The sequence below is a fragment of the Streptococcus mitis genome (assembly GCF_901542415.1).
GTDB lineage: Bacteria > Bacillota > Bacilli > Lactobacillales > Streptococcaceae > Streptococcus > Streptococcus mitis_BL.
Map to the genome: position 1 here is coordinate 196183 of NZ_CABEHV010000004.1, position 14058 is coordinate 210240.

General features: G+C 40.4%; 20 protein-coding genes. All 20 read left to right on the forward strand.

The genetic code is table 11. The annotated features are described in order from the left end of the window. Positions 1-230: 230 nt before the first annotated feature. Positions 231-797, forward strand: coding sequence for a phage scaffolding protein (locus FQT24_RS01240; RefSeq protein WP_143951942.1), 567 nt, complete (start codon positions 231-233; stop codon positions 795-797). Between the two features lie 26 nt (positions 798-823). After that, entirely contained in the window at positions 824-1738 is a 915-nt protein-coding gene (locus FQT24_RS01245; protein ID WP_143951943.1) for a capsid protein, read from the forward strand. A gap of 16 nt (positions 1739-1754) precedes the next feature. Beyond that, complete coding sequence (locus FQT24_RS01250) at positions 1755-2015, forward strand: hypothetical protein (protein WP_143951944.1); 261 nt, start codon at positions 1755-1757, stop codon at positions 2013-2015. 17 nt (positions 2016-2032) lie between these two features. After that, complete coding sequence (locus tag FQT24_RS01255; RefSeq protein WP_143951945.1) at positions 2033-2386, forward strand: hypothetical protein; 354 nt, start codon at positions 2033-2035, stop codon at positions 2384-2386. 1 nt (position 2387) lies between these two features. Next, entirely contained in the window at positions 2388-2744 is a 357-nt protein-coding gene (locus FQT24_RS01260) for a hypothetical protein (RefSeq protein ID WP_143951946.1), read from the forward strand. Beyond that, positions 2731-3159: an HK97 gp10 family phage protein gene (locus FQT24_RS01265; protein WP_050253783.1), complete on the forward strand. Its 429-nt coding sequence runs from the start codon at positions 2731-2733 to the stop codon at positions 3157-3159. The genes FQT24_RS01260 and FQT24_RS01265 overlap by 14 nt, the downstream gene beginning before the upstream one ends. Next, positions 3149-3571: a phage tail terminator family protein gene (locus tag FQT24_RS01270; protein WP_143951947.1), complete on the forward strand. Its 423-nt coding sequence runs from the start codon at positions 3149-3151 to the stop codon at positions 3569-3571. The genes FQT24_RS01265 and FQT24_RS01270 overlap by 11 nt, the downstream gene beginning before the upstream one ends. Then, positions 3558-3758: a hypothetical protein gene (locus FQT24_RS01275; protein ID WP_143951948.1), complete on the forward strand. Its 201-nt coding sequence runs from the start codon at positions 3558-3560 to the stop codon at positions 3756-3758. The genes FQT24_RS01270 and FQT24_RS01275 overlap by 14 nt, the downstream gene beginning before the upstream one ends. After that, positions 3758-5041 (forward strand): phage tail sheath subtilisin-like domain-containing protein, encoded by a 1284-nt coding sequence (locus tag FQT24_RS01280; RefSeq protein WP_143951949.1) that lies wholly within the window; start codon positions 3758-3760, stop codon positions 5039-5041. The genes FQT24_RS01275 and FQT24_RS01280 overlap by 1 nt, the downstream gene beginning before the upstream one ends. An 18-nt stretch (positions 5042-5059) precedes the next feature. Continuing rightward, complete coding sequence (locus FQT24_RS01285; RefSeq protein WP_143951950.1) at positions 5060-5524, forward strand: phage tail tube protein; 465 nt, start codon at positions 5060-5062, stop codon at positions 5522-5524. Between the two features lie 18 nt (positions 5525-5542). Then, on the forward strand, positions 5543-5944 hold the full coding sequence (locus FQT24_RS01290; RefSeq protein WP_049512800.1) for a phage tail assembly chaperone: 402 nt from the start codon (positions 5543-5545) through the stop codon (positions 5942-5944). A gap of 165 nt (positions 5945-6109) precedes the next feature. Beyond that, complete coding sequence (locus FQT24_RS01295) at positions 6110-7948, forward strand: tape measure protein (RefSeq protein WP_185952526.1); 1839 nt, start codon at positions 6110-6112, stop codon at positions 7946-7948. Positions 7949-7972: 24 nt separating this feature from the next. Further along, positions 7973-8551 carry a hypothetical protein gene (locus FQT24_RS10820; RefSeq protein WP_185952527.1) on the forward strand — a complete coding sequence of 193 codons (579 nt, stop codon included), beginning with the start codon at positions 7973-7975 and terminating at the stop codon, positions 8549-8551. Positions 8552-8565: 14 nt separating this feature from the next. Next, positions 8566-9120 (forward strand): hypothetical protein, encoded by a 555-nt coding sequence (locus FQT24_RS01300; RefSeq protein ID WP_185952528.1) that lies wholly within the window; start codon positions 8566-8568, stop codon positions 9118-9120. A 35-nt stretch (positions 9121-9155) separates the two neighbouring features. Continuing rightward, positions 9156-10613, forward strand: a complete 1458-nt coding sequence (locus FQT24_RS01305; RefSeq protein ID WP_049550857.1) for an IS1182 family transposase — start codon at positions 9156-9158, stop codon at positions 10611-10613. Between the two features lie 223 nt (positions 10614-10836). Then, a complete protein-coding gene (locus FQT24_RS01315) occupies positions 10837-11802 on the forward strand; it encodes an XkdQ/YqbQ family protein (protein WP_143951951.1) in 966 nt (321 codons plus the stop codon). Beyond that, a complete protein-coding gene (locus tag FQT24_RS01320) occupies positions 11803-12099 on the forward strand; it encodes a DUF2577 family protein (protein WP_049500563.1) in 297 nt (98 codons plus the stop codon). Next, entirely contained in the window at positions 12096-12494 is a 399-nt protein-coding gene (locus tag FQT24_RS01325) for a DUF2634 domain-containing protein (RefSeq protein ID WP_000106741.1), read from the forward strand. The genes FQT24_RS01320 and FQT24_RS01325 overlap by 4 nt, the downstream gene beginning before the upstream one ends. Further along, positions 12491-13546 carry a baseplate J/gp47 family protein gene (locus FQT24_RS01330; RefSeq protein WP_143951952.1) on the forward strand — a complete coding sequence of 352 codons (1056 nt, stop codon included), beginning with the start codon at positions 12491-12493 and terminating at the stop codon, positions 13544-13546. The genes FQT24_RS01325 and FQT24_RS01330 overlap by 4 nt, the downstream gene beginning before the upstream one ends. After that, on the forward strand, positions 13533-14051 hold the full coding sequence (locus FQT24_RS01335; protein WP_185952529.1) for a hypothetical protein: 519 nt from the start codon (positions 13533-13535) through the stop codon (positions 14049-14051). The genes FQT24_RS01330 and FQT24_RS01335 overlap by 14 nt, the downstream gene beginning before the upstream one ends. Positions 14052-14058: the final 7 nt, after the last annotated feature.

Sequence of the window (14058 nt, forward strand, 5' to 3'; positions counted from 1 at the left end):
TTTATTTGGGATTGGGTATCAATCGCTTTCGGTTGGTTGGTATTTTTGTTTTTAATGCTGTTTATCATAGCATTTGTAAAACAAGTAGTCAAAGAAATCAAAAAATAACCTAACCGTATGGAATCCCGTACGGTTTTCTTTCGCCCTGGGCATGGCGTTAAAAGGCTTTTTTACTTTACCAAGATGTCGTGGTCGTTGCCACGTTAAACAAACGTACAGGAGGAAAAGAAATGAATCGTAAATTTTTGGAACAGTTAGGATTGACTGAAGAACAAGTTGAAGCAGTTATGACCGAACACGGGAAATCAACACAGGACCTACAAGCAAAGGTATCTGCTGCAGAAGATAATGCCAAAGGCTTGCAAGACCAGTTGAAAGAGCGTGATAAGGACATGAAACAGCTCAAACAAGACGCTGAGGGTAATGCTGACCTACAACAAAAATACTCAGACTTGGACAGCAAGTACAAGACACAACAAAAGGAACATGAACAACAACTCGAGACAATGCAGTTAGACCATGCTATTGAAATGCACTTGAGCGGTAAGGTTCATGACGCTGGAATCGTGTCTAGTCTACTAGATAAGTCTAAATTGGGATTAGGTGACAACGGAGCGGTGACTGGATTAGATGAACAGTTGACGGCTTTGAAGGAATCTAAAGGCTTTTTATTTACTCCAGAAAAGGCTGTAGAACCACATATCGCTGGTGCTAAGCCACACGGGACAACACAAGAAGAAACAGTTGCTAACGACCTGACAACGCAGATGATTAATGCGTTCACGTCAGATCTATAATCAAAAAATAGAAAAGAGGAACAGATATGCCAGCAACATTGAACTATGCAGAATCTTACCAACAAGGTTTGCAAACCCGCTACAGTGAAAACGGATTGTTATTCACTCAGAAACTTTGGAACTCTCCATCCAACACACTTTTGAAGTTCACAGGAGCTAAGGAAGTAAAAGTACCCCGTCTTTTGATTAAGGAAGGGCGTAAAGATCGTACACGTCGCACGATTACGAACATTGACGCTAACTATGAAAACCAATGGGAAACATACACATTGACCAATGAGCGTTACTGGTCAACACTAGTAGACCCATCAGATGTTGATGAAACTAACTATGTTACTTCAATTGCCAACATTACTAAGACATTCAACGATACTGAAAAAGTTCCAGAAATGGATAAATTTATGGTGTCTAAATTGTTCTCTCGTAAAAAAGAACTTGATACGGAAAGCAAACAAATTAAGTCATTGAATTTGACTGAGGAAAACTTCCTAGCAATCTTCGATGAGCTGATGGAACAAATGGACGAAGCTGGAGTACCAGCAGAAGGTCGTGTTATTTTCTGTACCCCAGCAGTTAAACGTATGATCAAGAACATCAAGCAATTTGGTCGTACAGTCAATATCCATGGCCAAGGGACAGTGATTGACCGTTCAGTTGGTCGTTTGGATGATGTGACTATTGAACCATCTATTCCATCTGATCGTATGAAGACCTTGTACAACTTCACAAATGGCGCTAAGGTTGACCCAACTGCTAAACAAATCCATTTCTTCTTGATTCATATTCCATGTATGGCAGCGCCACAAAAATATGAATTTGTAGGACTTGACGCACCAAGCGCTTCTTCAAGCGGTAACTACTTGTACTACGAACAATCTTACGATGATGTATTGCTATTCCAGACTAAACATGAAGGTCTAGCATTTGTCGTCGCACCTTAAAGAAGGAGGATAGAAAATGTTAACAGTAAAAAAAGACAATCGTGTACTAGATATTGATGAACTAGAAAAAGTAACCTTCCTTGAAGATGGTTACGATGTGGTTGAAATCCAAGATGGAGAGTATGTAGTCGTAGAGCCAGCGACTAACGGACGTACTTACACTATTCAAGAGTACAAAGCAGTAGTTGCAGAACGTGACCAGGCTCTTGCAGAACGTGATAATGCTCTAGCTGATCTTGAAAAACTATCTAAGAAATCCACTAAGGACGATAAGTAGAAAGAGAGGTTCTGCTGATGGAGAAGAGAACATCGGAAGAAATCCAAAAGCATAATGAAGATGCTAGACAAGCCTTGATTGACTTGTATGAACAACGTTATTCATGCTATCCAGAAGAGTTAGTAGTCGATGAAGTCATGCAGAACATTCTTAATTACTGTAATCGTGAGGATTTTCCTTTAGAGTTGCGATTTGTGGCCATTCAGATGGTTTATATTGTTTGTAATCCTGACCAAGCTGTCCAAGGTAAGAATATTTCCGTTGGAGATACTCGTGTTGAATTAGCTAAGTCAGACCTTGCCAGACATGCTGAAAGTGTTTTGCTGGACTTTACCAGTCAACTACAGCGGTTCAGAAAGTTGAGGTGGTAGGATGAATATCAATGATGTCCTATCTCGGGCAACGCCAAGTATTGAATGGACCTATGATAAAAAGATGGATGTGTTTGCTACTGTCGAGGGGACGAAGCCCAACGGAGCTGATTTTGTAGAATTCAAAGAAATCCACAAGAAGGTTCCCTGTCGTATCTCTGTTCGTAACTTAGTGAATACAGAGCAGAACGAAGCGCACCAACTCAAGACAGAACACAAGATTTTCTGTTCGCCTAAATTTGCTATAAAAGCCGGTAGTAAATTGATTGTGGACGGCGTTAAATACCTGACCAGTGAAGACCCGATGGTCTATGTCACACATCAAGAAATTGTGGTGAGACGACATGAGTGGCTATGATGATAGTGATGTTCAAGAGTTCTTGAAACGGCTTGAACGAGCTCAGGCAATTATTGATTCTGAGTTTATGCAGGCTGCTAAAGATATCGGCCTAGCCTTTTTGAAAGAGGTTAAGGAACGAACACCAAAAGGCTTAACAGGTAAACTCAATCAATCCTGGAAGATGGAAGTAAGCAAAAATGGGAATGTGTACGAGGTTATCGCATTTAACCCTATGGAGTATGCTTCTTTCGTCGAAAGTGGACACCGTCAACAAGTAGGGCGCTATGTCCCTGCAATTGGTAAGCGTTTGGTCAATCCTTGGGTAGAAGGGCGCTTCATGATGAGGCTGACAGAAGAACAGATTAAACAGAAAATCCCACAAATCACGCAACAAATCGAAGAGAGGCTAAAGGAGGAACTAGGTGGATTATAGTATTAGACCACTCGTCATCAAGCAACTCAAAGATGTGTTTGGGTGCAAGGTGTATGATGAACAGATCCAGCAAGGATTGAAAACGCCTTGTTTTATTGTAGATGTGAAACCTGTGACTCGGCAACGGTTAGCTAACCAAAACGATAAGCAGGTTTTTATTGTCTTGCTGCATTACTACACCGAAAAAACAACAGACTTATATCAGAAGTTTGAAGAGATTGAAGCGGTGTTTAATTCGCCTTCTTTTCGTTATTTAGGGGATCAATACCCTATCAATGATTTGAAGGTAGAATACAATGCCAATGACTTGATATGCACATTTACAATCACTCGATACGTTCGATGGGTTGAAGAAGAACCGACAATGCAAATATTAGAAAGGATAGGTGAAACTTCTCATGGAAATGAATGAAGAAGTAGGTTACGTAACCGAAGCAGTGGTAACAACCACTGAAGATAAATTTGGCAAAGAGGCACTACTCAAGTATTTTGAAGATGATGCAACTTTGTTAAACATTTTGCTGGAAGATGAACAGTCATACTCACTAGCAGAAGTAAGACGTATTTTAGAAGACTGGAGAAAGGGTGTGGCTAACTAATGGCGCAATGGACAGTACAGAATAAACGAGTTCCAAAGGCCTACATCAATTTCGTATCAAGAGATGATGTGATTATTCCTTTGGAAGACAATACGATTGCAGCAGTCATGATTGCTGGATCTTGGGGAGAACCTGGTGCTTTCACACTTGTTGACGGTACGAGCAACTTCCGTCGACTATTTGGTAAACCGATTGATGAACTTCTTCCGATTCGTGAAGCCTTGAAAGGAACTGGTAAGGTTCTTGTTTACAATGGTGTGAACAACACTGGAGTGCAGGCAACGAAAACAGAAAACAATATGGTCGTTACAGCTAAATACAAAGGATTGGCTGGTAACCATATTCATGTTATCTTCAAGAAACAAGTTGAGACTGGCTTTGAAGTGACAACTGTTTTCTTTGGAAAAGAAGTTGATAAACAAATCATCACAGCCTTGCCGTTTAAAAATGACTATGTGAATGTAACGGGTACTCTGACAACAGAAGATAAAACAATCTTGCTTGAAGGTGGTACCGATGGAGCTACAACCAATTCAGAGGTTGAAGATTTCCTAAATAAACTCGATACTCAAGACTTCCGTGTCTTGGCTTTAGGTACAGATGAAAGTGCAACGAAAGCACTTGTTACGGCTCACATCAAAAAATGGCGTGACGCTGGTCGTTCAGTCATTGCAGTATTGAATGACTACACGGACGCTGACGATGAAGGTGTTGTATCAGTCGGTAACGGAGTTACATTAAGCGACGGTACGAAACTAGGCGCTAAGGACTGTGTATACTTCGTAGCTGGTAAGTATGCAGGGGCTGGCTTGCAATCCAATACATTCAAGTCTTATCCAGGGGCTATCGACTGTGAACGTAAGAACGAAGCAGAGGCTGAAAAGCTCATCAATAAAGGTCAGCTTATTTTTGCTTATCGAAATGAAAAAGTTATTATCCTGTCAGATGTGAACTCATTTACTAGCTATACGGCAGAACACAGCCGTATTTTTGGTAAGAACAAACTTGTCCGCACTATGGATAATATCAATACCAATGTCAAGTATATCTTTGAGAACTACTTCATCGGTAAAGTACCAAACAACGTGAATGGTCGTGAGTTGTTTAAACAACGGATCATCACTATGGTTCTTGACCCACTTGCTCAAAAGCAGGCTTTGGAGTATAAAGCCAAAGATATTGAGATTTCACAAGGTATCACCAAAGAATCCGTTGTGGTTAACTTGCCAGTTGTCTTGACAGATGCTATGGAAATCTTGTACATGACGGTTATCTGTGATTAAGAAAGGAGAAACTAGCTAATGGCTATTATGAACCAATTAGATGCTCTGTCAGCTAAAGAAGGAACAGTCTTCTTTACAATAAATGACAAACAGTATGAACTAGCGGAACTTATCTCGTTAGAAGCAAAGGTTGAATACACAAAAGCTGATGTTACCCCTCTCAACTCTCGTATGAAGGGTGGTAAGATTGTCGGTGCAGAAGGTACAGGTTCCTTGAAAATGTACTACCACCGCCCAGAATTAAAGACTATGGCTTTAAACTATGTCAAACAAGGTATTTTGCCTCGTATTGATATCAAGTGTACCAACGAAGACCGTACATCTCGTGCAGGTCGCTATACCATCGTTTTGAAAGGGGTTCTGTTCAAAGAATCACTTATCTTTAAACTAGATGGGTCGGCGGATGAAGTTATTGACGAAGAAACGGACTTCACATTCCAAGATTTTGATATCCTATCAGAATTCCAAGAAATTAAATACTAACACAAGGAGGAAATAGCGGTGAGTGGATTACAAGCGTTTTTAAAACAAAATAAAAAGGGGGAAGAGACCAAGGATGTCTTGCTTCCTTCTTTTGAGGAACCAGTTAAAATTCGAGTGTTGAGTGCTCGTGAAGCGGACTTAATTAATGACCGTTGCTTTGTCAATAAGCCTGGTCGTAACGGACGACAAGAGCGTGTTTTTGACGGTGTTAAATATAACCGTGAAATCTGTATTGCGTCTATCGTGGTTCCTGACCTTAACGATAAAGAATTGCAAGATTCTTATGGAACAATGGGAGCTTCTGAGTTATTCGGTACCATGTTTAATTGGGGCGAAAGCGCCTTGATTTTGGAAGCTGTGACTGAACTTAGCGGTATCAACCAAACATTCCAAGACAAGGTTGACGAGGCAAAAAACTAATAAAAGAGGACGCGGAGGCACAACTTGCCTACTTCGCCCTCGTAAACTATTACATTCGTCCTAGTGAATTTGTGAATATGAATGTAGAAGAAAAAGCCTTTTTCGCTGCAGTCATGCATGAAGAGGCGAAACAACGTAAAAGAATGAAGAAGTGAGGTGATTCTATTGGCCAATATACAAACAACCATGTCTTTGACCGATAGAGTCACAGGCACTTTAAATAAAATCTATGCGACTATGGATCGTGTCAAAAATGCAGGTTCTGGCATAGATAAAGTCATGAAGGCTCAAGAATCCGCTATGAAAAAAGCTGGTGATTCTGGCCAATATTTTGTAAATAAAGCCGGGCGAGTCATTGATATCAACGGTAGATTTATAAGCAGTTCAACTCTAGCAGCTGCAGGACTAAAAAAAGAAGAACTAGCCCTACGAGATTTAGGGAATGCATCGAACCATGCTTCTAATAAATTAAGTAAGTTAGGATCTTTGAAAGGTCTATTGAAGACTGCTTTAGCTAGTATTGCAGCCGTTAAAACTGCCAAACAAGCTATAAATATGTCAGACGAGTATGCTAATATGCACGCCCGTTTAGATATGATTCGTGACGGTACGCAGACGACAGAGGAACTTCAAAAGTCTATTTATACATCCGCACAACGTACAGGTTCAGCCTATACAACCATGGCAAACGGTGTCGCTAAGATGCGGATGCAAGCTGGCGATGTTTTCCAAAACAACGGTGAAACAATTGCCTTTTTGGAAACTATGAACAAATCCTTTGTTGTTGGTGGTGCAAGTATTGAAGAACAAAAAAGCGCCATGCTTCAGCTTACTCAGGCTATGGCTAGTGGTAAGTTACAGGGCGATGAGTTACGTTCTCTAGCTGAAACTTCACCAGCATTAATCCAAGCTATTGCAAACAAGTTAGGAGTCAGCCGTGGCGAGGTTAAGAAACTTGGGGCAGACGGGAAGATTACAGCTGACATTGTAAAAACTGCCATGCTAGAAGCAAGTGATACAATTGACAAGCAGTTTCGTAATATGCCCTTAACTTGGGGCAGGGCATGGCAGAACTTCTTGAACTTTGTGACCAAGGCGATTGAGCCAATATCGATTAAGATTAATCAGATAGTGAACTCATCTGCTTTCCAACAGTTTGCCCAGATTGTAGCCACGGTGCTTCAATATGTCGTTCAAGCGGTTATCTTTGCTATGGATATGATTGGGGCTGTTTGGAGTATGTTGGCTCCGATTGCTCAATTTGTCATCGATAACTGGTCTGTGATTCAACCGATTATTATTGCCGTAGCAATTGCTATAGGAACTTATATAGTCGCAATGAACGCAGCAAGTATAGTGACCAATCTATTTAGTATTGCTACAAATGTTGCGAAATCTGCAATGGCTGGTTTGAATGCAGTGATGGCAATGAATCCAATCATGTTGATCGTCATGGCAGTCATTATTCTTATCGGCCTCTTCTATGCCTTGGTCGCATGGTTTAACAATCTTACTGGTGCAGCTTTATCAGCCACAGGAATTATCATGGGAGCGATATTTTACCTAGGAATGACCATTTGGAATATACTTCTTAGTATTGCCAATGCAGCTATCTGGGTAATTAATATGATGTTGCAGGGTGTCTTTTGGTATGTGAATACTGCAATAGCATTCTGGATGTTTCTCTATCAGGCTATCTTAACTATTTTGATAGGTATTTTAGACTTTATCGACGGGTTTGTTACTGGTGCAGTTAACTTATGGAATGAGATGTCTTTCCAAGTTCAAAGTGCTTGGTATGATATTGCCCAAGGTGGACGTGATATGGCTGTCGCTATTGCAGGATTTGTAGATAGCATGGTCAATAGTGTTATTAGTTCGGTTGAAGGGATGATTAACTCTGTTCTTAGCGGATTTAATAGCATGATTGGCTTCTTGAATGGTCTTGGGTTGAATATCAGTGCAGTTGGTTCGGTTTCGCTTGGTAGAACTAATTTCGCATGAGATGTAGCTGGTGCGATCGATAGCATGCAGAAACCAGTTAAAAAGACCTTTGAAGGTCTGCACTTAGCAGATGATCTCAAACAACACAAGGCTAGTTTAGAAACTCCGCACCTTGACACTCCGCAACTGGGTTATCTTGAACTTGGAGACCGAATGGGAGCTTTTAATAAAGGGTATGAAATCGGGCAAGGTATCGATAAGGCTGTCGGTGGTTTCTTCAAAGGAGCGGGCGATGCCAACGGTGCAGGAAATAATTTCTTAGGTGACCAAGGAAAGACACCTTACGAACTAAGCCCAGCAAGTTCAGTACCTGGACAAGGAGATGGAGGACAAGGTGGCGGCGGCCACAATCCTACTGGTGGTAAATTAGACAAAGTCGGCAAGATTGAAGATGAAATCAAACTGGACGATGAATACATCAAGTTAATTAAGGACGTTGCGACCATGAAGTGGCAACAGAACTTTATTACCTTGAAACCAGAGATTGTTACCAACATTGACTCCATTAATAACGCTGGCCAGTATGCCAACGTATTGGATGATTTGAATGCAACCATTGTAGACGCTTTGAATAACGGCGCTGACGGCCTTATGGCTTACTAGGAAGGAGGTAGCAGATGTTTATATTTATTGAAGGCATTAAATTGCCAGTGAATCCAGAAGAAATCAAACTGGAGGACAAACAAGGAATTGAGACAGTCGCTATCATCGATACTGGTAACGTTCCGCTTGTCGGAAATCCAGAGCTTCAATCGATTGAGTTTGAATCCTTTATTCCTAGTGGAAGATACGATGGAAACTACCAACGGAATAGCCGTGTTTCTCCAGAATCCTTTGTATCATCTATTCGTAAATTTAAGACGGAAGGCACTCCTATTCAACTCATGATTGGGGGTGCTTTTGGTTCTGCTATTAACGGGAAATTTCTAGTGGAGCAGTTCGATGTCTCTACTAAGACAGGATATGAAAATGACCTGATATACAAGATTAAGTTCTTACAATATCGGTCTCATAAACCACGTAAGGTCACTATTAAAGACAAAAAAGCACTTGAGGCTACTAAAAAGAAACCTCAGGCAAAAGCTACTGAAGAACGTAGCCCTACGACTGAGAAACCTGCTCAAAAAAGCCATACGGTTGTGAGGAGCCTACTGAAAAAGTCATCAAATTGATGGCTTTTTTGTTATACTAGAGATGAGGTGAAATGATGCTTGATAATCAGTTAACTATGGATGTCAGTCCTTATTCTAGTTTGTATGATATCGTGGTTCCTAAAAACCACTTTTTACGTCAGCTAACTGAACTCTGTGATTTTAGCTTTATTTATGATGAACTAGAAAAGAATTATCGTCCCGATTTTGGGCGTAAAGCTTATTCACCGATTATGATGTTCAAATATCTCTTGTTAAAAGATATTTATAAGTTATCAGATGTAGATGTGGTAGGACGTTCCTTGTCAGATATGGCCTTTAAATTTTTTCTTGGTCTAGCTCCTGAAGATTCTGTTATCGAGCCATCCTCTCTGACAAAATTTAGAAAGCTAAGAATTAAAGATGACAAACTGCTTGATGTATTGATTCAGAAGTCTGTTCAAATTGCACTCGAACATAACTTGATTAAGAGTAAAATCCTCATTGTGGATGCCACTCACACCAAATCTCATTATAATCATAAGAAACCCCAAGAAATCCTTAGAGAGCGTTCAAAAGCTTTACGTAAAACAATTTATCAACATTCAGAAGATATCAAAATAGAATTTCCAAAGAAACCTCAAGAAGATAACCTCGAAGCAGAGTTGACCTATACAGAGGAGTTAATGGCTGTGGTTGAAAAACACGAGGAACTCTTAGCCCTACCGGCTGTTTCTCAAAAGTTCAATTACCTAAAAGAGGCTGTCGAGGACGACTTAGAACATTTGGAAGCTTCTGTTAAGGAGGAGGCTAGGCTCGGACATAAGACAGCCGACAGCTCTTTCTATGGATATAAAAGTCATATCGCTATGACGGATGAACGGATTATTACTGCTTGTGTGGTTACTTCTGGTGAACAAAGCGATGGGAAATATTTACCTGAATTATATGCCAAAACAAAGGAAAATAGTCTGGACATCGAGACTATTATTGGTGATGCGGCTTATTCAGGAAAGGACAACATTCAACTAGCTCGCAAAGAAAAGATTCATTTGGTTTCAAAACTGAATCCTTCTGTTTCAAAAGGTTACCGTAAAGAAGAGGATGCGTTTGAATTTAATAAAGATGCAGGGCTATTTGTCTGTCCAGAAGGACACATGGCTGTTCGCAAAGCAAGGACAGGGAAAAAATATCAAAATAAGAATCAAGTTGTCACTCATTACTTTGACATTGAGAAGTGCAAGAGTTGCCTTTCCAAGGAAGGATGTTATAAGGAGGGGGCAAAGTCTAAAACTTATTCAATAGCCATTAAGAGTGACGACCATCTTTTCCAGAAGAAATTTCAGGAAACACCTTATTTTAAAGAAATGGCCAGACATCGCTATAAAATCGAAGCAAAGAATGCCGAACTAAAACAGAGACATGGCTTTGATGTCGCGAGAGCATCGGGTCTTTTCAGCATGGAGTTACAGGCAGCAACAACCATTTTCGTGGTCAATATGAAACGAATTATGACCTTAATAAATACAAAATAACCGAGGAATTCGCTCAAATTAACGAGAGATTCCTCGGTTTTCATTTCATTAAAAGTAAGAGACCTGTTTTTTCAGTGGACTCGGTTGTGAGCGGTGATACTCTGTGGGGGATTGCTCAGACCTTTTACGGAGATGGCAGCCGATATACTGAAATTTACGAAGCCAATAAAGACAAAATCAAAGACCCTCATTGGATTTATCCTGGACAGGAGTTCGTGATACCATGATGCAATTATTCTATCAGAACAATAAAACTGGAGATACATGGGATTTAGCTACTGTGTCTGAAAAGGTCGAATTCAAGACAACTAGAAAAGGGTCGGCTTGGAGCGTGGAGATTACCTTGTACAACTCTACAAAAGTAGCCTTTGAATACGGTTCTCCGCTCGCTTTTAAGCTAGATGATAAAGAGGTATTCTTTGGTTATTTGACGAAAATCAAGTACGAAAAAGATACCAAAACAACCTTGACCTTCCACGACCAGATAAAATACTTACTACGCAATATCAACTTTGTTGCTAAGGACAAAAACGTCAATCAAATCGTCTCGGCAATAGCAGGAGATTTTGATTTGAAGATTGGGGAACTAAAAGCCCCAGCCGTGACCTTATCCCCTCAACTAAAGGAGGACAAGAAGGCTCTGGATATTATCCAAGAGGCCATGGATGAGACCTTGGTGCAAAGTGGAGAATTGCTGGTTTTGTATGACAAGTTCGGAGAGTTGACACTAACGACTCCGAAAAACTTACCAATCCAGTACATTATCGGAAATGAATCCTTTATGTCTAGCTTTGAGTTTGAAGGTTCGATTGAGGATAGTGCTAATATTGTCCGCTTGATCCAAGAGAACAAAGAAACTAAAAAGAGAGAAGTCTACATCTATCAGGACAGCTACAACATCGGCGCCTGGGGAAAACTCCAGTATATGAAAAAAGTGGATGAGAAAGCGACTGAGGGGCAAATAAAGCAATGGGGCGAAATGCTCTTGAAGATGAAAAACCGTCCTAAAGAAACTTTCAGTCTAAAAGCCGATATTGGAAGTATTGACTTTTTAGCAGGCCATGCAGTCTATGTGGATGTTAAGGATATTGAGAAGAAGGGATGGTATGTCATTGAAGAGGCAACTCATTCCTTCAGTGCAGAAAAGCATACGATGGAAATTAAATTATTCATGGCAGGAAGTGAGTAGATGGAAGTAATAGAAAATCTAAAGAAATTGATTAGTAATTTCATTGAAAATCGCCAGTTCGCAAAGATAACGACTGGTGTAGTTTTATCGGTTTCTCCACTCAAAATCCAATTGACCAATGAGTTGATTTTAGATGATTCTATGCTTGCTGTCACATGGACCGATGAGGCATTGGATCCTGAGTACGTAGGTCAAACCCTTCATCTCATCAGACAAGATGGTGGAGGGTTTTATTATGTCTTGTACAAGAAAATTTTCCACTACAAGCGCAAAGTGAAAGGGGGTTCTGATGAATGAGTACTCCTAAAACAAACTTTTTAAACATCGCTAAAAATGTTGTCGAAGCTAAGAAACAGCCTAGCTTAACACTAGATGAAACCAATATCTTGCTAGAAACAGATGGCATTCATGCTCTGAAGCAATCAATCAGACGCATGCTGACAACTGAACGGTTCATCTATACAATTTATGATCATCGCTACGGTGTTGAGTTAGATGCTCTATTTGGTGGGGATATGGATTATGCCCAGATGGATATCGCTCGGCGCATAAAAGAGGCCTTGTATGAAGATGACAGGATTCATGAGGCTCACTCTTTTTCTACGAAGGTAAAGAAAGATGAATTTTACGTGCAGTTCATGGTTGATAGTGATTTTGGAACATTTGAAATGGATTTGGAGGTGAAACGATGATAAAGGTAAAAACATATCCAGAAATTTTAGAGGATATGCTGGCCTTGTTTGATGATAAGTACGACAAAAGACAAGGGTCTGTCTTGTACAATTTAGTAGCGCCTGCAGCTCGAGAAGTTGCCATTCAGTATACGGTCTTAAAATCGTATGAGGAAGTCAACTTTTTAGACACGAGTACAGGAATCTTCCTAACTCGATTATGTAGGCAGTTCGGAGTTGAACGTTTGCCAGCCACAGCATCAGTTCGATTGGTTCAATTCAAACAGGAAATCCCACTTGGAACCCGTTTCAGCGTGGTTAATAGTGAGTATAATTTCCGTGTTTTGGAACGCCGCTCTGGATTTGAGTATAGTGTAGTAGCTGAGCAAGTCGGAAATGCACCTAACTATGTAAGAGGTCAACTCATCAATATTGATGTGCTAAGTGATTTTAAAGGGGCAGAAATCGGCTCTGTTATCGTCGTAGGAGAAGACGAAGAGACAGATAAACAACTCCGCAAACGGACTATTGAGTACTTGAAAACACCGACTTTAAACGGGAACATTGCCCAATACAAGAAATGGGCAAGTGAGTTCGTTGGTGTTGGTTCAGCACTTATTGAACCACTTTGGAAGGGAGAAAACACGGTACGTGTATCTATTACGGATGCTGACGGCAATGAAGCAAGTCCAGAGCTGGTAAAGAAATTCAAGAATTACTTGGATCCTGAGCCAAGTGGCCATGGATTAGGTGTGGCTCCGATTGGTGCTTATGTAACCGTGCAGTCAGTAAGTGGCTACAATGTCCGTATTGCTGCAACTATTAAGATTGATGAAGATGTAGATGTCGAAACAATCAAGAATGAGGCGGGAGTACAACTCATTAAATACTTACGTGAAGAAGCATTTGAAGAGAAAGAGGTTCGGAACTATAAAGTTGCCACAATCATTGACAGAATCAATGGGGTTCGAGATGTGGACCGTATTTTGTTGAATGATAGGGAACAAAGTATTGAGCTTTCTACGAACATGCTTCCTAAGTTAGCGGAGGTAACTATCAATGTCGCACGTTAGATATCGTATGTTATCGGCTTTGCCAGAGGTCTTAGATCCAACCATCAATGATTTGTTTGAAGCTGAGATTCCAGAGCTGGAATTGATTACAGACTTAATCTTTGATACCAGACGGTTGATGTTGTTGCCAGAAGCGACGGAAGACTGGATTACCCGTTGGGAAAAGGCCCTTCAGGTAAAACCGAAAACAATTGATTTGGAAGAGCGAAGGCGGTATCTAATCACTTTAATTTCTTCCAAGATTAAAATCAACTCAGAGAGTTTACAAAAAATTACAAAGAGCTTTACGAATGTCAATAATTTAGTAACGGTCAAGGGTTCGGCGGTACATATCCGATTTTTAGGAGAACTACCGACTGGATATTTGAACCGTTTTTTAAAGTATGTGCGTGAATTGATTCCTGCTCATTTAGGGATCCAATTCTCGGTTGAAGCACCAATGATGAACGCGATTTATATCGGCGCTCATACATTCAGAGACGTTCGTTCAGTTCGATTTGAATAGGAGGAAA